This is a genomic window from Streptomyces sp. NPDC006435 (assembly GCF_040612315.1).
In the GTDB taxonomy this organism is placed as follows: domain Bacteria; phylum Actinomycetota; class Actinomycetes; order Streptomycetales; family Streptomycetaceae; genus Streptomyces.
Window position 1 is genome coordinate 50,837 of sequence record NZ_JBEXPY010000034.1, and the last position, 19,077, is coordinate 69,913.

Below are 19,077 nucleotides of genomic sequence, written 5' to 3' on the forward strand. Positions count from 1 at the left end.
GGACCTACCGGCTCTGACCCTGTGTCTGTTCGTGGCCCCGATCGGACCCCAGCCCGCGGGCCGGTCCCTGACAGCCCTGAGCCGCCGCGATGCCCAGCGCCACCAACAGCGTCACCACGACGAAGACGACGAGCCGCTGCCGCAGCAGCCGCGGATTGGCGGGCCGCAGACCCGCCGAGGTCGCCCGGTTCCCGGGCCGAGTCCCCGGCCTGCCGTTCGTCGGCCTGCCGTTCGTCCCGTTCGTGCCCTGCGGACGCCGGTCGGACCGGGTGGTGCCGCGCGGCTGCTGCGGACGCGAACCCCCGGTACGTGCGCCCCCGGTGCGTGAACCGCCGGTACGCGAACCATCGGTACGGGAACCGCCGGTGCGCGAGCCCCCGGCCCTGGACGACGGGCCCTGCCTGCCGTCCTGCGCGAGCTTCTGCTGACGGGGCCCGGGAGGCGCCGCGCGCCGGGTCTGCTGCTCGGTGTACGGGCCGTCGAGACGGCCGGTCGGCCGGTCCGGATCCTGCGTCGAGCGCTGCGCGGGCGGCCGCCCCGCGCGCAGCCCCTGCGCCTCCCGCGCCGCGATCTCCTTCAGCCGCATGGAGAGTTGGAGCGTGCTCGGCCGCTCCTCGGGGTCCTTCGCCAGACAGGCACTCACCAGCGGCGCCAGCGCGTCGTGCACATCGTGCAGATGTGGCTCCTCGTGCACCACGCGGTACAGCATCACCTCGGAACTGCCGTGCCCGAAGGGCGAGTCGGCCATCGCCGCGTACGCCAGCGTGGCACCGAGCGAGAACACGTCGGTCGCGGGCGTCACCGCCGCGCCGCGCACCTGCTCGGGGGCGAGGAAGCCCGGCGAACCCACCGCCGTGCCGACATGGGTGAGCGTGGAGGCCCCGGTCGCCCAGGCGATCCCGAAGTCGATGATCCGGGGGCCCTTGGGGGAGAGGAGGATGTTCGACGGCTTCAGGTCACGGTGCACCACACCGGCCTCGTGCACCGCCACCAGACCCTCGGAGAGCGCGGCCCCGATCGAGGCCACCTCGACCGCCGACAACGGTCCCTCCTCGGCCACCTTGTCGTGCAGCGAGGGCCCCGGGACGTACTGGGTGGCGAACCACGGGCGGTCCGCCTCCAGATCGGCGGCCACCAGCCGCGCCGTGCAGCCACCGCGGATCCGCCGGGCCGCGGACACCTCGCGCGCGAACCGCGAGCGGAACTCCTGGTCCTCCGCGAGGTCGGGGCGGATCACCTTCAGCGCCACCCGCTGACCGCGCCGGTCCGAGCCCAGGTAGACGACACCCATGCCGCCCGCCCCGAGCCGCCGGTGCAGCCTGAACGAGCCGACGACACGCGGGTCCTCGCGCCGGAGCCGCATCATCGCCATGTCTGCCCATCCCCGCTGCCTGGTCCGCCTGACGAGGCACAGCTTACGTACCCGGCGCCCGGGGCGCTCAGAGGCCGCGCCCTCGCCGGACGACCGATTGTCGGTACGCGGCACGGGCCGTGACGGGCCGTGGACCGGGAGGCGACCCGCGCCGCGGCGGCCCCCGGTCCCAAAGCGGTTGTCCCGACAGGCCGTTGGAGCCACATGGCCGAAAACCATACGGTGTGGCCCCGGTCGGCGCGGGCGCGCGCGGACCGGCGGAGGACCGGCCGGTCGCGTCGCCCGGCCGACGGGGGGAGAGGGAGGGTGAGTGAAGTCACGGTCACGGACGGTTCCGCCGGACCCCCGGCGGCGGGTCCGGCGGCCCGCGGACGACGTCCCGTGCCCCGGAACCGGACCGTGTCCGACGGAAGTACGACAACGGCATCAGAAATCGGGTGAATGCCCGACCGCACGGTCTGCCGCCCGCCCGGAAGGTTTCACGAACCCGGAAGCTTTTCCCCTGGTCAGAGCCTTCTCATCCGGCCGTCCCGGCATCCGTCGGACGCCTTGATACGTCGGAGGTCGTGTGTGAGGGGTACCCGACAACCCCTCAGGGATGTCCCCAAGGACGTGCACCCGTTCTCCACCCAGGGGAGTACATCGACTACCGGCGGCTCATCCTCCGGGAGGCCCGGCATTAGGTACGCGGGCATGACGTCGGCCGTCCCCCGCGTCCCTACTGTTGAGGTCAAGCGGCGGGCGCAACACTCGTCCCCCGAGGTCACACGCCCGCCGCTCCACATCGAGTCGGGAGAGGAACCATGGCGGACACGGCAACGCGGACCATGATCCGTGCGCGGGGACGCAGGTTCCACGCCGCGTTCGGCGCCCGCCCGTCGTCCGGTACGCGCCACCCCCTGGTGGCGACGGCGATGGTTCTTCCCCTGGCGGCCCTGCTCGTGGTCGTCTTCGGCGGCTGGGACGCGGTGGTCACACAGGCGTCGTCCGTGGGCGTGATGCTGGGGCGCTGAGCGGCGCCCGGGGTCCGGAAGAGCGGTCCGGACCGGGACATCCGGCCAACAGCCCCGTGGGGACGGGGGTGCGGCGGACGGCAGCGTTTGTCCGGTCAGCTGGGGAGCTGACCGGACATCGCGTTTTCCGGGCCCGTTCACGACGGAGCGTCCGTCCCGCGGCCTCGAAGCGCCTCCCCGGCCCCGCACCGCCCCACGTACGCTCGTCGACGGGCCCGGCGCGGACCGGGCCGCCCGTGCATCCGCTCGTCACCGGGGGAGACCGTGACCACCGCAGTCATACGCGCGCTGGGCGACCTCGCCCACCGGGCCGCTCACCCGGGCCCCGGGAGCCCCTGCGCCTGCCCGCCCCCGGCGGTGCTCGCGGACCGCGCGGACGGCACCGTGGTCCGCAGCGGGACCGTCGTCGCCAAGGCCCACGCCCCCGGCACGGACACCCCCGGCCTGCTCACCCGCCTCGCCCTCGCGGACGACCCCCGGCTCGCCGGCGTCCTGCTCGCACCGCTGCACCCCCGCCCCGCCCGGAACCCCGAAGCACCCGGACCGGACCCGCTCCCCGACCGCCCCGTCACGCTGTGGCCCCACGGCGCACCCGTCGACCCCGGCGACCCGGACGCCGCCCCCTGGGAGGAGGCCGCCGGCCTGCTGGCCGCACTGCACCGCACCCCGGCCCCGCCCTCCCTCGCGCTCCCGCCCATGCGGGGCCCCGCGAAGGCCGCGCTCGCCGTCGACCGGATGCGTGCCGCCCGCCCGGACGACCCGGCCACCGCCCCCGTGCTCGCGGCCTGGCGCGGGCTGCCCGCCTGGGCCCGCGACGAGGCCGCCCAGCCCCCGCCCCGCTCCTCCTTCCTCTGCCACGGCGATCTGCACCTGGGCCAGCTCGTCCGCCACCCGGCCCCGCACGGGCCCTGGCTGCTCATCGACGTCGACGACCTCGGCCTCGGCGACCCCGCCTGGGACCTCGCCCGCCCCGCCGCCTGGTACGCGGCCGGCCTCCTGCCCCCCGAGGTCTGGTCCCGCTTCCTGGGTGCCTACCGGGCCGCGGGCGGCCCCGCCGTACGCGCCGAGGGCGACCCCTGGCCCGAACTGGACGTCCCGGCCCGCGCCCTGACCGTCCAGTCCGCCGCGCTGGCGATCGCCAAGTCCACGGCGGAGGGCCGGGCTCCGGACGAGGTGGAGCGGACGATGCTCGACGCCTGCGCCCGAATCGCTTCCCTCCCGCCACAGTTGGCCGCCGGGCGGTCGTCGTAGGCTGAACCGACCGTCGGCGGACATCCCTTCCGGCGACGGCGGTCCCAGAACGAGGAGTGAGCCGAAACCATGCAGTGTCCCAAGTGCCACGCGCAGATGCACACGTACAACCGCAACGGCATCCAGATCGAGCAGTGCAGCGGCTGCCGGGGAATCTTCCTCGACTACGGCGAGCTGGAGTCCCTCACCCGAATCGAGGCGCAGTGGGCGCAGCAGGCCCCGCCCGCGCCGCCGGCCCCGCAGGCGTACCCCGCCGCCCCGGCGCCCGCCTGGGGCGCGCCGCAGCACCACGGCGGCCACTACCGGCACAAGAGCTTCGGCCGCATGCTCTTCTCGTCCTGAACCGGACGACCGCACCGAGCGCCTGACCGCGTGGGTCCGGACGTCCCCGTCCGGACCCACGGGCGTCCACCGCGCCCGGCGGGAACGAAGAAGCCCCGGTCGTCGATGACGACCGGGGCTTTCGCTGGTGCGCGATACTGGGATTGAACCAGTGACCTCTTCCGTGTCAGGGAAGCGCTCTCCCGCTGAGCTAATCGCGCAGGGTGAACCTGCGTGTACTGCGTGCGCGATACTGGGATTGAACCAGTGACCTCTTCCGTGTCAGGGAAGCGCTCTCCCGCTGAGCTAATCGCGCGGGGATCCTTGCGGACCAGTGGACGATACTGGGATTGAACCAGTGACCTCTTCCGTGTCAGGGAAGCGCTCTCCCGCTGAGCTAATCGTCCTTGGAGGTGGAGACGGGATTTGAACCCGTGTAGACGGCTTTGCAGGCCGTTGCCTCGCCTCTCGGCCACTCCACCCGGAGTGAGGGTTCGGGAAGATCCCCCACTTTTCTGCGAGCGGACGACCAGGTTCGAACTGGCGACCTCAACCTTGGCAAGGTTGCGCTCTACCAACTGAGCTACGTCCGCTTGTCTTTCCCGTTCCGCTTGCGCGTCCCGGCGACGTGTTGAACTCTAGCGGATTCCCGGGCCAGTACAAAAACGCGTTTGCGCAGCGTGCTGAGGTGCACCCGCCCCGGCGCGGGTCGTCGCACGCGGCCCGGGTGTCCCTCCCGGCAAACCCCGCCCCGTGGCACCCCCCGGTGCGCGTGCCCGCGGCGGCGGCCAAAAGCCCTGGTGGCCCCGGTGGGGAAGCGCCGGCCGGGGCGCGGCCGCGGACCCGGACGACCCTCCTGCCGGGCGGGTACCGCCGGTCGCGACACTAGACTCGACCGCGTGCACGACCTTGCTCCAATGGCCCGCTTCGACGGCCTCCTCGCGTCCGACCTGCGGGATGTGACCAGTGATCCCGCGGCCCTCGAATCGACCGGGTTCTGGGCCGTGTCCGCCGATTTCGAGGGCCGCCTCGTCTGCGCGCGCTTCGGCTCCGTACACAGACGGCCGGTGCCCGCCCCGGTGCCCGGCGCCTGGCGCGGCCCCGCGGCCGGCGACTGGACCTCGTCCCTGGACCGGGCCATGTACACCACGGGCGTACGACGGATCCGTGAACACATCGCGACGGGCGAGGTCTACCAGGCCAACCTCTGCCGGGTGCTGACCGCGCCCCTGCCCGACCCGGCCGCCGCGGACGTGGACGCGCTGACCGCGCTGCTGGCCCGGGGCAACCCCGCCCCGTACGCAGGAACGATTCGGCTGCCCGCGCACGGCGTCGAGATCGCCACCGCGTCCCCCGAGCTCTTCCTCCGGCGGGACGGCCGGACCATCGAGTCGGGGCCGATCAAGGGCACCGGCCGGACCGAGAGCGACCTGCTGGAGAAGGACCACGCCGAGAACGTGATGATCGTCGACCTGGTCCGCAACGACCTCGGCCGGGTCTGCGCCACCGGCTCGGTCACCGTCCCCGACCTCTGCGTGGTCGAGAAGCACCCCGGCCTGGTCCATCTCGTCTCCACCGTGCGCGGCGAACTCGCCGAGGGCGCCGGCTGGCCCGAACTCCTCGACGCCGCGTTCCCGCCCGGATCGGTCACCGGGGCGCCCAAGTCCAGCGCCCTGCGGATCATCGGGGAACTGGAGACCGCGCCGCGCGGGCCCTACTGCGGAGGCATCGGCTGGGTCGACGCCGACCGCCGCACCGCCTCGCTCGCCGTCGGCATACGCACCTTCTGGATCGACCGGACCGGAACGGTTCCGGTGCTCCGCTTCGGCACCGGGGCCGGCATCACCTGGGGCTCGGATCCCGAACGCGAATGGGACGAGACCGAACTCAAGGCGTCCCGACTGCTCGCGGTGGCGTCGGGCGAACACGGAACAACAGGAAGGACCGCATGATGAGGATGTGGGTGAACGGCGGCCTGCGGGACGCCGACGACGCCAGGGTGTCCGTGCTCGACCACGGGCTCACCGTGGGGGACGGCGTCTTCGAGACGATCAGGACCACCGACGGCAGGCCCTTCGCCCTCACCCGCCACCTCGACCGGCTGGCCCGGTCGGCCCGCGGTCTCGGCCTTCCCGAGCCCGACCTGGACGAGATACGCCGGGGCTGCGCCGCCGTCATCGACGCCAACCCGATGCCGCTCGGCCGGCTGCGCATCACCTACACCGGCGGACTCTCCCCGCTCGGCTCCGACCGCGGCGACGCGGGCCCCGGGCTCGTCATCGCCCTCGGCGGGGCCGCCCGCCGCCCCGACACCACCGCCGTGATCACCGTCCCCTGGACGCGCAACGAACGCGGTGCGCTCGTCGGACTCAAGACCACGTCGTACGCCGAGAACGTCGTCGCCCTCGCCCGCGCCCACGAGCACGGCGCGTCGGAGGCGCTCTTCGCCAACACGGTCGGACAGCTCTGCGAGGGCACCGGCTCCAACGTCTTCGTCGTGCTCGACGGACAGCTCCACACCCCGCCCGTCGCCTCCGGCTGTCTCGCCGGGATCACCCGCGCGCTGGCCGTGGAATGGACGGGGGCGCAGGAGACCGAGCTGCCGTTCGACGTCCTGGAACGGGCCGAGGAGATCTTCCTGACCTCCACGCTGCGCGATGTGCAGGCCGTCCACCGGGTGGACGACCGGGAGCTGCCCGGCGGACCGGGGCCGGTGACCACGAAGGCGATGCGGATCTTCGAGGAGCGGGCCGGGAACGACCTCGACCCGTAGGACCGGCATCCCGGATCCGTAAAACCGGGTGACGCGGCGGGATCCGGCGGATAGAACAGCACGGATGACCACCACCCTCCGGCCGACCGGGCCGATCCAGCAAGGCGCCGACGGCGCGAAGACCCGCGCGTACGACGTGTGCGACAACGGACGGCCCGTCGGTTCCGTCGAGATCGGCACCGACACGGGCTTCGGCGCGGCGGCCGGCGTGCTGCGCTCCGTGCGCATCGACGAACCGGCCCGGCGGCGCGGGCGCGGCACCATCGCCGCGCTCGCCGCCGAGGAGGTGCTGCGCGGCTGGGGCTGCGCCCAGGTCCGCCTGGAGGCGCCGGCGGACGACGAGGCCGCCCGGGGCCTGGCGGCCGCGCTCGGCTACACCGAGCGCAGCCGCAACATGCTCAAGGAACTCGGCCCCGAGGCCCCCGCGCTCCCGGACGGGGTCGTCGCCAGGCCGATGTCCGCCGAGGAGTTCGACACCTGGCTGAGCACCAGCGTCGAGGGGTACGCGAAGTCCTGGACCGACCGGGGAGTGCCGGCCGAGCAGGCCATGCGCAAGTCCGTGTCCGACCACGAGCGCAACCTGCCGGACGGCCGGGACACCGAGGGCATGCTCATCCACGTGCTGGTGGACCGGGACGCGGTAGTCGGCCACGTGTGGGTGTCGGTGCGCGAGGAGATCGAGGGCGTGGGCGCCGGATTCGTCTTCGACGTCGAGGTGGCCGAGGAGCACCGGGGCCACGGCCACGGGCGCACCCTGATGCTGCAGGCGGAGCGCCTCGTCCTGGCCGCGGGCCCCCGTCGGCTCGGGCTGCACGTGTTCGCCTCCAACACGCCCGCCCTGCGGCTGTACGAGTCGCTCGGCTACCGAACGGTCCAGTACAACCTGGCCAAGACGCTCTGACTCACCCGCCCGGCCTGTCCGCTCAGCCCCGTTCGGCGAGCAGCCGGTCGGCGATCTCCACGATGCGCTCGCGCAGCCCGTCCTGGCTCCTGCCGCCGTCCAGCCGCTCGTCGCCGATCACGTAGGTCGGGGTGCCGGTGACCCCGATCGCCTTGCCCTCGGCCTGGTCGGCGTCGACGATCAGCATGTGCCGTCCGTCGATCAGGGCGGTGTCCATCTCCTCGGTGTCCAGGCCGAGTTCCCGCGCCACCTCGATCAGCAGCGGCTCGCCGACGCGGCCGAGGTCGCCGGTGCGGGCGAGGAGGGCCTCGACGTACGCCCGGTCCTCGCCCTGGGCCGCGGCCTCCTCGGCGGCCTGCGCGGCGGCGTAGGCGTGCTTGTTCTTCTCCAGCGGGAAGTGCCGCAGCCGTACCTCGAGCCGGTCGCCGTACTGGGCCCGCAGGGCCCGCAGGTCGTCGAGGGCCCGGTGGCAGTCGGGGCACTGGAGGTCGCACCAGACGTCGAGGACGACGGGCGCGGCAGGGGTGGAATCGCTCATGGGACCAGTCTCCCAGGGGCCGCCCGCACCTCCCAACCCGCACCCCGCCCCGGTGGCGGCCCCGGCGGGCCCGGTCGGCACCTGGGGAGGATCCCGGCCCTGAAAAGTCCCTGATGTGGTCCCCGATCGTGGCCGCACGCCCGGTCGCCGGTGCAGGATGGAAGGGACGTTTCCCCGTGCGCCTGGAGGCACCGATGCTTGCCGAGACCATCTGCGCCGCGGTGTCCGCCGCGGGCCTGGGCATCGCCGCCGTCACCGCGTACCGCAAGCGCTTCCTCGCCGCCGCCCGGATCGCCGCCTACTCGCTGGTCCCGATCGGGCTGGCGCTGACCGGGATCGTGGACTGGGTGGCCGGGATCGCCTTCAAGCCGAGCATCTGGGCCGGCTTCGGGCTGCTCGCACTGGCCTGGGTGCTGTTCACGACCACGCGCGCGGTCGAACGCCGCAGCGGCGGCACCCGCAAGGAACGCAGGGCCGCGGCCCGGGCGGCGCGGGCGGACGCCGTCGCCCCCGGGGCGTCGGCACCCTCCCTGGGAGCCGGGGCCCAGGCGGCCCCGAAGGCGAAGCCCCGGCAGCAGCAGCCCGCCTCGTCCGCCGACGACTTCAGCGACATCGAGGCCATTTTGAAGAAGCACGGCATCTGACCCCCGCCGCCGGGGACGGCGGGCCGCCCCGGGGCGCCGTCCGTACGATGGGACGACGCCGCGGACGGGCGCGGCCGAGGGCATCGGTGGGGCAGGACGAGTGGCGCGTGTGGCAGGGATCAAGGACGTGGCCCGACGGGCCGAAGTCTCCGTGGGCACGGTCTCCAATGTGATCAACAGGCCCGAGGCGGTGCTGCCGGAGACCCGCGCCCGGGTGCTGGCGGCCATCGAGGAACTCGGTTACGTGCGCAGCGAGTCGGCGCGCCAGCTCAGGGCGGGCCGGAGCCGGATCATGGCACTGCTCGTCCTCGACATGGGCAACCCGTTCTTCGTGGACGTGGCCCGCGGCGCCGAGCGCGCCGCCCGGAAGGCCGGCCTCGGCGTCATGGTCTGCAACAGCGACCAGGACCCGGCGGAGGAGGCCGAGTACCTGGGGCTCTTCGCCGAGCAGCGGGTGTGCGGCGTCCTGGTCACCCCCGCCGACGCGACCGGCCGGAACCTGGCGGCGTTCCACCGCCACCGCATCCCCTTCGTCCTGGTGGACCGGGTGGCGTCCGGCGGGGGGACCTGCTCGGTCTCCGTCGACGACGTCCGCGGCGGCGCCCTGGCCGTCGGCCACCTGGTATCGGCCGGGCATCGCTCGGTGGCGTACGTCAGCGGCCCCGGCGACCTCCAGCAGATCAGGGACCGGCGCGAAGGCGCCCTGGCGGCGCTGGCCGAGGGCGGACTGCCGCCCGGGGCGCTCGTCGAGATTTCCTCCGAGCGCCTGGACGTGGCGGCCGGCCGCGACGCCGGGGCCCGGCTGCTCGGCCTCGTGCCCCGGCCGACCGCGGTGTTCTGCGCCAACGACCTGCTCGCCCTCGGCGTGCTGCAGGCGCTGTACGCGGCGGGCGTCCGGGTGCCGCACGACATGGCCATCGTCGGGTACGACGACATCGAGTTCGCCGCCGCCGCGGCCGTGCCGCTCACCTCGGTCCGCCGGCCCGCGGCCGTGATGGGGCGGATGGCGGCGGAGCTGCTGCTGGAGGAGTCGGACGACGAGGACGGCACCCACGAACACCGCGACGTGGTGCTCCGGCCGGAACTCGTGGTGCGGGCCTCCAGCACGATGCCGGATGGAGGGCGCGCGGGCGGGGCGGCGTCGGCCCCGGCGGGTCCCGGGGCCCCGGGAGCACTGCCGAACACGTGACGGCGGATCGGCCGCCGGAGCGAATCACGGACGACCCGGTACGAGTGAACTCCCGTCGTGATGAGGGCTATTGGCGTTCGGCGGGTCCGGAGTGCGTCATGATCGTCCCGAGATGGTGGACACCTCCCGGGGCGATGCCCCCGCACCCCCTGCCGAAGAGCCGCGCGGCTGCCTCTTCGCGCTTTCCCAGCCCCCGTTGATGATCTTCCTCGGGGTGATCGGCAGCCTGCTGCTGATGGCCGCGCTGCACGATCTGTTCATGCTGTGAACGGTCAGCCGGCCGCTTCCTTGCGGCGTGCCCGGTACGCGGCCACGTGCAGACGGTTGCCGCACGTGCGGCTGGAGCAGTAGCGGCGGGAGCGGTTGCGGGACAGGTCGACGAAGGCGTGCCGGCAGTCCGGCGCCTCGCACCTGCGCAGCCGTTCGAGCTCGCCCGCCACCACGATGAAGGCCAGCGCCATGCCGCAGTCGGCCGCGAGATGGTCGGCGATCGAGGCGTCCGGCGCGAAGTAGTGCACATGCCAGTCGTAGCCGTCGTGATTGCTGAGCTGCGGCGTCGTGCCGGCGGCCGCGACGAGCGTGTTGACGAGCGAGGCGGCGAGCTGGAGGTCGTCCGTCGCGAAGATCTCCGCGAAACGGGTCCGTACGTCCCGCACCGCCCGCAGGTCCTTCTCGTCGAGCGTGCCGACGCCGCTGATGCGATGGCGTCGCGCGAAGTCGTACAGCGTCTCGACGCCGGCGAGACCGTCGCCCAGTCCGTCCCCCGGCCGCGCCCCGCCCGACGGCGGTTCGCTCTCCGGTGCGGTGTTGAGCAGATCGACCACTGTGTCGAGGGCGATCCGGGTGTCGTGTGGGATCAGCACGCTTTCGCTCCCTGCCTCCGGCGGGCGGGTGCCCGCCGATGCCGGCTGACTCTACTGGCTCGGCGGCGGGGCGCAGAGGGCCGAGAGGGCCCGTGCGGGGTGCGGTGAGCGCATACCGGCCACGGGCCGGTCCCGGAGGGGCCGGTGGGCGGTCGCGGGCCCCGTACGGGCGCGTTCCGGCCCGGCGCGGGGGCGGGCTGGCCGGGCGGGGCCGTACGGCGGACGCGTACCGGCGCCGTGACCACGGTGGATCGTGTGGTCACGGCGCCGGTACCGGCCGTATGAGGTTGTCCGCGCGACGCCGTCTCCCCGAGTCGGACGGCGCCGCGCGGCTCTCCGCCTGGCTCAGCTCTCGGCCAGGATGTGAGAGAGCTCCGTATCGAGGTCGAAGTGGCGATGCTCGGTGCCTGGTGGGACCGCGGCGTCGGTCCGCTTCAGGAACGACTCCAGGGCCCGCGCCGGGGCTTCGAGCAGGGCCTCGCCCTCCGGGGAGCTCAGCGCGATGCAGACGACGCCCTGGCCGTGACTACGGGATGGCCAGACGCGGACGTCTCCGGTGCCGGTGGGGCGGTGCAGCCCCTCGGCGAGGAGGTCGCGGGCGAATACCCATTCGACCGTCTCCTCCGCTCCGGTGTGGAAGGTGGCGTGCACGGCATACGGATCGGCCGTGTCATACCGCAGGCCCGCGGGGACAGGCAGTGAGGACTCGCTCGACACAACGAGGCGCAGGTGCAGCTCGCAGCTGACCGTGGTGTTCATAAGCGCCAGGGCCTTTCGCTCAGTGTGCGCTCGGGGATTCGCACGTCGGCGAAATCGACATGCCACCTACGGTGGCGTTGTAAACCCCTCTGACCTTTTTGTGTTCCTTCGGATAGCTCGTACGGCGGTGTGTAACTTTCGGTTATGCGGCCATTCCGGTGACGAAGACCGTTCCGGTAGGTTGTCTTCCATGAATGCGGAGCGTGACGAGCGGGGCGGGAGCGCCGGACGGGCAGCCCCCGGGCCCGCCGCGGGGGATGGGGCGGACGGCGTGACGGGGGAGGTCGCCCAGGAGGTGGCGAAGGAGGACCGGGAGCTCGGATCCAGGGCGCCCGGCTTCATCAAGGCGTCCAGGACGCTGCACCTGAGCTGGCAGGTCGGCGTCTTCGTGGTCGGTCTGGCCGTGGTCGTGGCGGGGATCATCATGCTGCCGCTGCCCGGCCCCGGCTGGTTGGTGATCTTCGGCGGCATGGCGATCTGGGCGACCGAGTTCGTCTGGGCCCAGCTGGTGCTCCGCTGGACGAGGCGGAAGGTCACCGAGGCCGCCCAGCGGGCGCTCGACCCCAAGGTCCGGCGGCGCAACATCATCCTCACCGTGACCGGGCTGGTGATCGTCGCGGTGCTGGTGGGGATCTACGTCTGGAAGTTCGGCATCGTCATGCCGTGGAAGATCAACGAGTGACCCCGGGGCGGGTGCGGGGCTGATCCGGGGGTGGTCACGGGGCACCGCTGACATGGGGTAATGTTTGGTCCGCACCCGGGCGATTAGCTCAGTGGGAGAGCGCTTCGTTCACACCGAAGAGGTCACTGGTTCGAACCCAGTATCGCCCACCCCGGACGGAGGGCCCGTGAGACGCAGAGTCTCACGGGCCCTCCGTGTTTCCCGTTCCGCGTTCCTCCGGATCCGGTGCGCGGCCTTCCGGTACGGGACGTGAGCGCTTTCGTGAATGATTCGGTCCGGGCGGCGGAGGCCGGAGCGTGATCCGCTAATCGACAAGCCGTATCCGGATATCGCGTACGGGCAGGCCGCCGGGGCCGGCTGGAATTCCCGGAAAGAGTTCGCCGTGCCGCTCCGTGGGCAATGCCGCAGGCCATTCGAGAACTGCGTCGCAATTGCATTGCGCCGGTGGAGGGTGCGAACTGCTCCATTTCACGGGCGAGTTCGCGGCACTCGCTTCCCCGCCCGGCGGGCGACCGTCGCCGGACGGACGGCCGACGGCCGGTCCGGAGCCCCCGCGAAGGCACCCCGGACCGGCCGTGCGACGCCCCGTCAGCGCATCCTGCCCAGGGTCTCCTTCAACCGCCGCGCGTCGCGCAGCCGCTGCTCGTACGTCGCCCCGACGACCACCAGGAGCAGCCCGGCCAGCGCGGGCGGCAGCCAGCGCGGCAGCGCGCCGACGACCTGGACCACGTACGGCGCCAGTTCGTGCAGGGCGTCCAGCGCGAGCACCGCACCGCCGAGCAGCAGCAGCGCCTGCAGCCGCAGCCGCGCACCGGCCAGCGTGATCACGAGCGCCGCCGCGCCGAGCAACAGGGGCCGCAGCCAGTGCGGATCGACCCAGGCCGCGAAGAGGCTCGGCACCAGCGTCGCCGCGAGCCCCGGCCCGTAGGCCGTCCACGACGACGCCTCCGGGTCCCGGCGCCGGCGCAGCGCGCCGACCACCAGGGCGGGCACCGTCACCGGCAGCGTGTACGCCTCCGGGTCCGACACCCCCGAGGCCGACAGCCGAACCCAGGCGGCCAGGACGAACAGCGCCACCGCCAGGTACCCGGCGACCGGCCGCCGTTCGGCCCGTACGGCCGTACCCGCCGCCAGTACGCCGCACAGCGCCAGCACCAGGGCCAGGAACGGCCGGTCCGGCAGGGCCATGCAGATCGCCACCGCCGCGGCCGAGGCCCCGGCCAGTTCCACCGGGAGCGCGCTCGGACGGCTCCCCAGCCGGGCCCCGAGCAGCACCGTCGCCACGGGGACGACCAGCAGGACCGGCGCCGCCTGATGGACGGGCAGCCCCCACGACGCCCCGAGCGCACGGGCGAGCACCGTCGCACAGAGCACGGCCCCGCACGCGGTCACCGTCTGCGCGATCCACGGCAACCGGACGGAGGGCACCGCCGGGGCGGCGGGGGACTGCGCCACCGGTCCCGCGGCACCGTCGAGCAGTACGGCGGCCGCCGCGCACACCACCAGCAGGACCGCGAACACCGCGTACGTCGCACCCTGCGCGGCGAGCGAGAGGAGCCCCGTGCTCACCGCACCGGCCAGGGCGCACACCAGCGCGGTCGTCCCCAAAACGCCCGCGCCCCGGCGCAACCCCGCCACCGCCACCGCGAACGCCCCTGCGGTCAGCACCGACTGCACCGCCACCGCCGCCGGGTACGGGAACCCCAGCACCGCGGGCGACACGACGAGCCCCGCCCAGCCGAGCCCCAGCGCCACGGCCCCCGACGCACCCCGCCAGGAAGCGCCCGGCGACACCACCGGCCCCGCCACCCGGACCAGCCGGTCCCACGACCGGTGCGCCAGTGCCGCCGGACCGGCCACCGCCAGCAGCACCACCGGAGTCGCGGTCATGTGGGACCACGCCGGACCACCGGCCCCCAGCGCGCCCCGCACACCGTCGTCGGGCACCCCGGACCACACCTCTCCCAGCCGCGACACCGGCCCCAGCAACGACACCCCGACCGCGGGCAGCGCGTCCAGCACGGCGGCCACGACCACCGCGGCCGAGGCCCACAGCACTCCCTGCCCGACCGGTCGCGGCAACGGGGCGCGCACGGCCACCAGCAGCACCACCCCGCACAGCAGGTACACCGGGACCGACCAGTCCCAGTCCATCCCGGCCCGCAGCACACCGCCCACCGCGGCCACCCCGCAGAGCCCCGCCAGCAGGCCGCCGGCCACCGCGAACCCCGTCGGCGCACGCCACGCCCCGGCCAGCGCGATCGCCGCACCCGTGAGCAGCAGCGCGGCCGGAGCCAGCGCGGCCGGGGCGGACCCGGCCGAGACGGACTGCCCCAGGGCCACCAGCAGCCCCAGCAGCCCCGTCGTCCAGCAGCCGACACAGGCGGTCACCCGCACCGGAAGCCGCGTGACCCGCACGGCGATCGCGCAGTCCAGCGCGGCCGTCAGCAGCAGTGCCCAGCCGAACACCGTGGCACCGGCCCCCGCCGACCACGCCCACAGCAGCAGCGGCAACTGCGCGCTCACCACCGCCAGGGGCAGCGGCAGCCGCAGCCGGTCCAGCAGCAGCCCGTACGCGCACCACAGCACCGCGAGCACCGCCGAGGCGGCCGCGGCGAAGCCGGCCCCGCCGGCCTCCGGAACCGCCACCCGGTGCAGGGCGTACGCGTCCAGGACCATCAGCACCGACGCCAGGGCGGCGAGCGACTCGGCCGTCGAGGACAGTCCGCGGCGCAGCAGCACGGCGGGGGCGGCGAGCGCGGCGAGCGTCACCACGGCGAGCACCGCCGAACGGCCGCCGATCCCCATGTGGCCCCAACTGACCAGGGTGAAGGCGATCGCGGCGATCGCCAGCAGCAGACCGCCCAGGGTGAGCAGCACGTTCTGCGCGCTGCGCTGCTCGGCCCGCGCGGCCGGGGGAGGCCCGAACGCGGCCGGGCCGGCCGGGGGAGGCCCGAACGAACCGGCGAACTGCGGTGGGGCCGGCGCCGCGGGCGGCGTCAGCACACTCACCAGCCAGGCACGGCGAACCAGCAGCTGGGACCGGCGGGCGTCCAGTCGGGCCAGTTCGCGATCGAGGAGCGCCAATTCCTCGGCGGGCGGCGGCACATGTTCCATGCCACGGAGTGTGGTGCGAGCCACAGGTTCAAACATGCGCTCGGATACTCAGTTCCCCGGCTGAGTACGCGCAGACTGGGAGCATGGACTGGAGTCACTACCGCTTCCTGAGCATCTGGGACCTTCCGGGGCCGCCCGACACCGTCTACGAGATCCTCCTGCGCGCCGAGGACTACCCGCGCTGGTGGCCGCAGTTCCGCGAGGTCGCCTCGCTCGACGCCACCACCGGCACCGCCCGGATCCGCTCCGTCCTCCCGTACGACCTCGTCATGACCGTCCGTGAGAGCCGCCGCGATCCGCGGGCCCGGGTCGTCGAGGCGACGCTCGGCGGCGATCTGGAGGGCTGGGCCCGGTGGACGGTCACCCCGCACGGCGACGGCAGCCGGGCCGTCTACGAGCAGGAGGTCGAGGTGCGCAAGCGGCTGATGCGGCTCCTCGCGGTGCCCGGACGCCCGGTGTTCCGCGCCAACCACGCCCTGATGATGCGCGCCGGACGGCGGGGACTGACGGCCCGGCTGGAAGGAGTTTGAACCCGACCCGCCGAGCCCTGTATGGTTCAACCCGTTCCCGGGCGATTAGCTCAGTGGGAGAGCGCTTCGTTCACACCGAAGAGGTCACTGGTTCGAACCCAGTATCGCCCACCCGGAAGAGGCCGGTCCGTCAGCAGCAACGACGGACCGGTCTTCTGTTTCTCCCCGCGGTCTCCCTCCGCGCCCCTCCGTGTGCGCCGCACCGGTACCGGACCGGGCGGCCGGTCACCTCACGCCACGGCGGGAAGCGCCGGGCGCAGCGGCCACGCCGGATCCACCGCCTCCTCGGTGCCGTTCTTCGCGAACCACGCCTGCAGGCCGCGCGCCTGCGCCGCGTGCCACACGGCCTGCAGGGTGTGCAGCTCCGCCGGGGTCAGCCGCTCCAGACGCGACGAGAACCGCCGCGCCACGGCCCGCACCAGCTCCAGCGCGGCCGACGCGTCGGCCGCGGCGTCGTGCGCGCCGTCGAGCGCCACGCCGTACAGCTCGCAGAGGTCGGTGAGGGTGCGCCGTCCCTTGCGGTAGCGGTCCAGATGCTTGTCGAGCACACGTGGATCCAGCACGCACAGCGGCGCGTGCTGGAGGTAGTGGGAGAGCGACGAGGCCCGGTGCCGCTTCAGCTCCCGGTCCAGCAGCGTCAGGTCGAACGGCGCGTTCATCACGACCAGCGGACGTCCGGCCGCGGACTGCTCGGCCAGCGCCCGGCCTATCTCCTCCACCACCGGAGCCGGCCAACGGCCGTTGCGCTGCAGGTGGTCATCGGTCAGACCATGGATCTCGATCGCCCCGGGGGGCACCGGAATGCCCGGATTCACCAGCCAGCGGGTGACACGCATCCGCCCGCCCGTCACGTCCTGGACGACCAGGGCGGCCGAAACGATCCGGTCCCCCTCGACGTCGACTCCTGTTGTCTCGGTGTCAAAAGCGGCCAGCGGCCCCTCGTACCAATGAGTCATCCCCGAACTCCTCGTGTCCGGACGGCAGGCGGTGCGATTCCCCTGCCCGGTTCGGTGATACCCGCGCGCTTTGCCTGGTACGCCGTTTGCGGGCCGCTCCGTGCGGTGACAACACAGGTGACGGGTAAGGAAGTTGTCCGCCGCCCCGCACCGAAGAACCCCGATCGGCACAGCCCGGGAGGCACTCGCAGCCATGGCGCTCGCGCAGCCCGAACCGAGCGGACTGCTGCCTCAGCGGATCGTCCCGCTGCGCGGCACACTCGCCACCACCGCCTGTATGGAGACCCTCCAGGTGGGCTATCTGCATGCGGTCGCGGCCGCGGCCGGATGCTCCCTGTCCCAGCCCTTCCCCGACAACGGCATCGACTGGCACGTCAGCCACGGCGCCCCCGGCCACACCGTGGACGACGAGGTGACCATCAAGGTGCAGCTCAAGTGCACCTACCAGCTGCCGCCCCGGCCGCCGGGACCGGCGTTCTCCTTCACGCTGGACAACGCCCACCTCGTGAAGCTGGCCCGGACCCCGGTGTCGGTGCACAAGATCCTCGTCGTGATGATCGTGCCGCGCAGCCAGGACGACTGGCTGCGCGCCGGGCACGACCGGCTCGACCTGCGGCACTGCTGCTACTGGACCAACCTGGCCGGACACCCGGTGACGGGCCGGCACAGGACCACCGTACGGATCCCCACCTCGCGCATCTTCGACGACCGGGCACTCTGCGAGATCATGACCCGCGTGGGGGCCGGAGGGAGACCCTGATGCACCGGCCGATGGACGAACCCGCCGACGGAGCGATCCCGTCGGCCACCCGCCCGCGCCCCGGCGAGCCCGCCGGGCCGTGGGCCGGCCCCTCCGGGCCGCCGGGGGACATCCCCGACCCGGCCCGCGTAGATCCCGCGGTCCTCGGTGCCCTCCTCGCCCGGCACGGCTGGCGGCGCAGGGGCGGTGCGGCCGGGCGCTACAGCCGCTGGACCCCGCCGGGCCCGCCCGCCCCGCACGGCGGCGTCACCAGCCTGCTCGTCCCCGACACCACCGCCTTCCCCGACAGCGAGGACCTCCTCGGCGAGGCGCTGACCGCGCTCGCCCGCAGTGCCGTGCCCTCCGCCCGCGACGTACTGGTCTCCCTCGCCGTGCCCAGCGACGCGATCCGCTGGTGGCGCGAGGTCCCCGAACCGGCCGCGGGCACGGCGGGAGCGGCCGGCTGGGCCCAGGCCGAGCGGCTGCACACCGCCGCCCGGCAGATCCTGCTGGCCGGAGCCCTCGCCGTACGGGAGCGCACCGGCTACCACGGCGCACGGCACCGCCGGAGGGCCGGGGCGGCGCTGGACGACATCCTCGTCGGGCCCGAGCCCGGCGGCCGGGAGCTGACCGCCTACCTCCCGGTCGAGGCGGGCCGAGCCGTCGTCGTACGGCTCCACCACGCCCTGCACGCCGCCCGCGAGGCGGTGGACTACCAGCGGGCCACCGGCGGCTTCGACGCCTTCGACACGGCGGTCGGGGCGGGCGTCAGCCGGGAGCTCACCGAGGCCCTCGTCGCTCTGGTCCGGGGCTCGGAAGGGGCCGGGATCGCTCTGGAGTGGGCGCCCGCCGCCGGGACCCCCGGGGGCTGCCCGCCCCGGCCCGAGCCGGTGGAGTTCTCCCCGGGCGACCTGCCCGCCCTGCGCCGGGCGGGCGCCCGCTATCTCAGGAACGAACCCGCCGTGACGGTCCGGATCACCGGGACCGTGGTCAGGATGCGCCGCTCGGCACCGTGCGGACCGGGCATCGTGCGACTGCGGGTGCTGGCGGGCGCCGAGGTGCCGCACGTACGGCTGGAGCTGGACGAGGAGGCGTACCGGATCGCCGGACAGGCCCATCTGGTGGGGCTGCCGGTCAGGGTGGAGGGCCGGCTGGAGAGCCGCGGCGGCTTCCGGCGGCTGACCCGCACCACCCAGGTGGTGCCCGTGCAGGTCGACGAGGCGGAGCGGGACCGGCTGATGAAGTCGCTCCAGGAGAACGTCGACCATTTCGAGGAGGCGTGCACCGGCGAATAGGGCCGCGGGGAAGGGAGCGCGGGGGCGGCGGCGGGGCCCGGCGCCCGAACCGTTTCGCAGAGGGGGCCCGCGGCTCGGTACGATTCGTATCGCACGCGCACAGCGAACGCGTGCGTTCCCCCTGAGTCAGGAGA

The 19,077-nt window shown here is 73.7% G+C and carries 19 protein-coding genes and 7 tRNA genes; 15 read left to right on the forward strand and 11 right to left on the reverse strand.

What is annotated here, in order from left to right:
• Positions 1-4 precede the first annotated feature (4 nt).
• Entirely contained in the window at positions 5-1,372 is a 1,368-nt protein-coding gene (locus ABZZ04_RS28310; protein ID WP_356935051.1) for a protein kinase, read from the reverse strand.
• Between the two features lie 803 nt (positions 1,373-2,175).
• Here ABZZ04_RS28310 and ABZZ04_RS28315 point away from each other — a divergent pair.
• From ABZZ04_RS28315 to ABZZ04_RS28325, 3 genes are all read left to right on the forward strand, one after another.
• Positions 2,176-2,385, forward strand: coding sequence for a hypothetical protein (locus tag ABZZ04_RS28315; RefSeq protein ID WP_356935052.1), 210 nt, complete (start codon positions 2,176-2,178; stop codon positions 2,383-2,385).
• A 264-nt stretch (positions 2,386-2,649) separates the two neighbouring features.
• A complete protein-coding gene (locus ABZZ04_RS28320; protein ID WP_356935053.1) occupies positions 2,650-3,636 on the forward strand; it encodes an aminoglycoside phosphotransferase family protein in 987 nt (328 codons plus the stop codon).
• A gap of 69 nt (positions 3,637-3,705) precedes the next feature.
• A complete protein-coding gene (locus tag ABZZ04_RS28325; protein WP_266735950.1) occupies positions 3,706-3,978 on the forward strand; it encodes a zf-TFIIB domain-containing protein in 273 nt (90 codons plus the stop codon).
• Between the two features lie 125 nt (positions 3,979-4,103).
• On the opposite strand, the gene ABZZ04_RS28330 is transcribed toward ABZZ04_RS28325, so the two are convergent.
• From ABZZ04_RS28330 to ABZZ04_RS28350, 5 genes are all read right to left on the reverse strand, one after another.
• Positions 4,104-4,178 (reverse strand) — tRNA-Val (locus ABZZ04_RS28330).
• Between the two features lie 23 nt (positions 4,179-4,201).
• Positions 4,202-4,273: transfer RNA gene (locus ABZZ04_RS28335), tRNA-Val, on the reverse strand.
• A 19-nt stretch (positions 4,274-4,292) separates the two neighbouring features.
• A tRNA-Val gene (locus ABZZ04_RS28340) sits at positions 4,293-4,364 on the reverse strand.
• Between the two features lies 1 nt (position 4,365).
• Positions 4,366-4,439: transfer RNA gene (locus ABZZ04_RS28345), tRNA-Cys, on the reverse strand.
• A gap of 38 nt (positions 4,440-4,477) precedes the next feature.
• Positions 4,478-4,550: transfer RNA gene (locus ABZZ04_RS28350), tRNA-Gly, on the reverse strand.
• Positions 4,551-4,874: 324 nt separating this feature from the next.
• On the opposite strand from ABZZ04_RS28350, the gene ABZZ04_RS28355 reads away from it, so the two are divergent.
• The 3 genes from ABZZ04_RS28355 (at position 4,875) to ABZZ04_RS28365 (ending at position 7,631) form a co-directional block, all read left to right on the forward strand.
• Positions 4,875-5,909, forward strand: coding sequence for a chorismate-binding protein (locus ABZZ04_RS28355; protein WP_356935093.1), 1,035 nt, complete (start codon positions 4,875-4,877; stop codon positions 5,907-5,909).
• Complete coding sequence (locus ABZZ04_RS28360; protein ID WP_356935094.1) at positions 5,909-6,730, forward strand: aminodeoxychorismate lyase; 822 nt, start codon at positions 5,909-5,911, stop codon at positions 6,728-6,730. Before ABZZ04_RS28355 ends, ABZZ04_RS28360 begins: the two co-directional genes overlap by 1 nt.
• Before the next feature lie 64 nt (positions 6,731-6,794).
• Entirely contained in the window at positions 6,795-7,631 is an 837-nt protein-coding gene (locus ABZZ04_RS28365) for a GNAT family N-acetyltransferase (protein ID WP_356935054.1), read from the forward strand.
• Positions 7,632-7,653: 22 nt separating this feature from the next.
• On the opposite strand, the gene ABZZ04_RS28370 is transcribed toward ABZZ04_RS28365, so the two are convergent.
• Positions 7,654-8,169, reverse strand: coding sequence for a DsbA family protein (locus ABZZ04_RS28370; protein WP_356935055.1), 516 nt, complete (start codon positions 8,167-8,169; stop codon positions 7,654-7,656).
• A 194-nt stretch (positions 8,170-8,363) separates the two neighbouring features.
• On the opposite strand from ABZZ04_RS28370, the gene ABZZ04_RS28375 reads away from it, so the two are divergent.
• The 3 genes from ABZZ04_RS28375 to ABZZ04_RS28385 all read left to right on the forward strand — a co-directional run bounded on the left by ABZZ04_RS28375 (position 8,364) and on the right by ABZZ04_RS28385 (position 10,270).
• On the forward strand, positions 8,364-8,813 hold the full coding sequence (locus ABZZ04_RS28375; RefSeq protein WP_356935056.1) for a hypothetical protein: 450 nt from the start codon (positions 8,364-8,366) through the stop codon (positions 8,811-8,813).
• A 100-nt stretch (positions 8,814-8,913) separates the two neighbouring features.
• Positions 8,914-10,002, forward strand: coding sequence for a LacI family DNA-binding transcriptional regulator (locus ABZZ04_RS28380; protein ID WP_356935057.1), 1,089 nt, complete (start codon positions 8,914-8,916; stop codon positions 10,000-10,002).
• A 112-nt stretch (positions 10,003-10,114) separates the two neighbouring features.
• Positions 10,115-10,270 (forward strand): hypothetical protein, encoded by a 156-nt coding sequence (locus ABZZ04_RS28385; protein ID WP_187438460.1) that lies wholly within the window; start codon positions 10,115-10,117, stop codon positions 10,268-10,270.
• Between the two features lie 4 nt (positions 10,271-10,274).
• Here the strand turns inward: ABZZ04_RS28385 and ABZZ04_RS28390 are convergent, their stop codons facing one another.
• Complete coding sequence (locus ABZZ04_RS28390; RefSeq protein ID WP_356935058.1) at positions 10,275-10,865, reverse strand: CGNR zinc finger domain-containing protein; 591 nt, start codon at positions 10,863-10,865, stop codon at positions 10,275-10,277.
• Positions 10,866-11,210: 345 nt separating this feature from the next.
• On the reverse strand, positions 11,211-11,624 hold the full coding sequence (locus ABZZ04_RS28395; RefSeq protein ID WP_003959770.1) for an SsgA family sporulation/cell division regulator: 414 nt from the start codon (positions 11,622-11,624) through the stop codon (positions 11,211-11,213).
• 190 nt (positions 11,625-11,814) lie between these two features.
• Here ABZZ04_RS28395 and ABZZ04_RS28400 point away from each other — a divergent pair, with 190 nt between their 5' ends.
• Positions 11,815-12,306 (forward strand): TIGR02611 family protein, encoded by a 492-nt coding sequence (locus tag ABZZ04_RS28400; protein ID WP_356935059.1) that lies wholly within the window; start codon positions 11,815-11,817, stop codon positions 12,304-12,306.
• 77 nt (positions 12,307-12,383) lie between these two features.
• Positions 12,384-12,455: transfer RNA gene (locus ABZZ04_RS28405), tRNA-Val, on the forward strand.
• Between the two features lie 439 nt (positions 12,456-12,894).
• Here the strand turns inward: ABZZ04_RS28405 and ABZZ04_RS28410 are convergent.
• Positions 12,895-15,423: a hypothetical protein gene (locus tag ABZZ04_RS28410; protein ID WP_356935060.1), complete on the reverse strand. Its 2,529-nt coding sequence runs from the start codon at positions 15,421-15,423 to the stop codon at positions 12,895-12,897.
• A gap of 83 nt (positions 15,424-15,506) precedes the next feature.
• On the opposite strand from ABZZ04_RS28410, the gene ABZZ04_RS28415 reads away from it, so the two are divergent.
• A complete protein-coding gene (locus tag ABZZ04_RS28415; RefSeq protein WP_356935061.1) occupies positions 15,507-15,953 on the forward strand; it encodes an SRPBCC family protein in 447 nt (148 codons plus the stop codon).
• Positions 15,954-15,992: 39 nt separating this feature from the next.
• Positions 15,993-16,064: transfer RNA gene (locus ABZZ04_RS28420), tRNA-Val, on the forward strand.
• Between the two features lie 119 nt (positions 16,065-16,183).
• On the opposite strand, the gene ABZZ04_RS28425 is transcribed toward ABZZ04_RS28420, so the two are convergent.
• Positions 16,184-16,909, reverse strand: a complete 726-nt coding sequence (locus tag ABZZ04_RS28425) for a 3'-5' exonuclease (RefSeq protein WP_356935062.1) — start codon at positions 16,907-16,909, stop codon at positions 16,184-16,186.
• Between the two features lie 193 nt (positions 16,910-17,102).
• Here ABZZ04_RS28425 and ABZZ04_RS28430 point away from each other — a divergent pair, with 193 nt between their 5' ends.
• Together ABZZ04_RS28430 and ABZZ04_RS28435 are read left to right on the forward strand one after the other, a co-directional pair.
• Positions 17,103-17,669: a DUF4365 domain-containing protein gene (locus tag ABZZ04_RS28430; RefSeq protein ID WP_356935063.1), complete on the forward strand. Its 567-nt coding sequence runs from the start codon at positions 17,103-17,105 to the stop codon at positions 17,667-17,669.
• Positions 17,669-18,943 (forward strand): hypothetical protein, encoded by a 1,275-nt coding sequence (locus ABZZ04_RS28435; RefSeq protein ID WP_356935064.1) that lies wholly within the window; start codon positions 17,669-17,671, stop codon positions 18,941-18,943. Before ABZZ04_RS28430 ends, ABZZ04_RS28435 begins: the two co-directional genes overlap by 1 nt.
• Positions 18,944-19,077 lie beyond the last annotated feature (134 nt).

Excerpts from the sequence above, each read along its gene's own strand:
- ABZZ04_RS28395 (WP_003959770.1), bottom strand. The coding sequence starts at position 11,624 with ATGAACACCACGGTCAGCTGCGAGCTGCACCTGCGCCTCGTTGTGTCG.
- ABZZ04_RS28325 (WP_266735950.1), top strand. The coding sequence starts at position 3,706 with ATGCAGTGTCCCAAGTGCCACGCGCAGATGCACACGTACAACCGCAAC.
- ABZZ04_RS28315 (WP_356935052.1), top strand. The coding sequence starts at position 2,176 with ATGGCGGACACGGCAACGCGGACCATGATCCGTGCGCGGGGACGCAGG.
- ABZZ04_RS28425 (WP_356935062.1), bottom strand. The coding sequence starts at position 16,909 with ATGACTCATTGGTACGAGGGGCCGCTGGCCGCTTTTGACACCGAGACA.
- ABZZ04_RS28435 (WP_356935064.1), top strand. The coding sequence starts at position 17,669 with ATGCACCGGCCGATGGACGAACCCGCCGACGGAGCGATCCCGTCGGCC.
- ABZZ04_RS28400 (WP_356935059.1), top strand. The coding sequence starts at position 11,815 with ATGAATGCGGAGCGTGACGAGCGGGGCGGGAGCGCCGGACGGGCAGCC.
- ABZZ04_RS28415 (WP_356935061.1), top strand. The coding sequence starts at position 15,507 with ATGGACTGGAGTCACTACCGCTTCCTGAGCATCTGGGACCTTCCGGGG.
- ABZZ04_RS28365 (WP_356935054.1), top strand. The coding sequence starts at position 6,795 with ATGACCACCACCCTCCGGCCGACCGGGCCGATCCAGCAAGGCGCCGAC.
- ABZZ04_RS28375 (WP_356935056.1), top strand. The coding sequence starts at position 8,364 with ATGCTTGCCGAGACCATCTGCGCCGCGGTGTCCGCCGCGGGCCTGGGC.
- ABZZ04_RS28310 (WP_356935051.1), bottom strand. The coding sequence starts at position 1,372 with ATGGCGATGATGCGGCTCCGGCGCGAGGACCCGCGTGTCGTCGGCTCG.
- ABZZ04_RS28410 (WP_356935060.1), bottom strand. The coding sequence starts at position 15,423 with ATGGAACATGTGCCGCCGCCCGCCGAGGAATTGGCGCTCCTCGATCGC.
- ABZZ04_RS28385 (WP_187438460.1), top strand. The coding sequence starts at position 10,115 with ATGGTGGACACCTCCCGGGGCGATGCCCCCGCACCCCCTGCCGAAGAG.
- ABZZ04_RS28355 (WP_356935093.1), top strand. The coding sequence starts at position 4,875 with ATGGCCCGCTTCGACGGCCTCCTCGCGTCCGACCTGCGGGATGTGACC.
- ABZZ04_RS28370 (WP_356935055.1), bottom strand. The coding sequence starts at position 8,169 with ATGAGCGATTCCACCCCTGCCGCGCCCGTCGTCCTCGACGTCTGGTGC.
- ABZZ04_RS28360 (WP_356935094.1), top strand. The coding sequence starts at position 5,909 with ATGAGGATGTGGGTGAACGGCGGCCTGCGGGACGCCGACGACGCCAGG.
- ABZZ04_RS28430 (WP_356935063.1), top strand. The coding sequence starts at position 17,103 with ATGGCGCTCGCGCAGCCCGAACCGAGCGGACTGCTGCCTCAGCGGATC.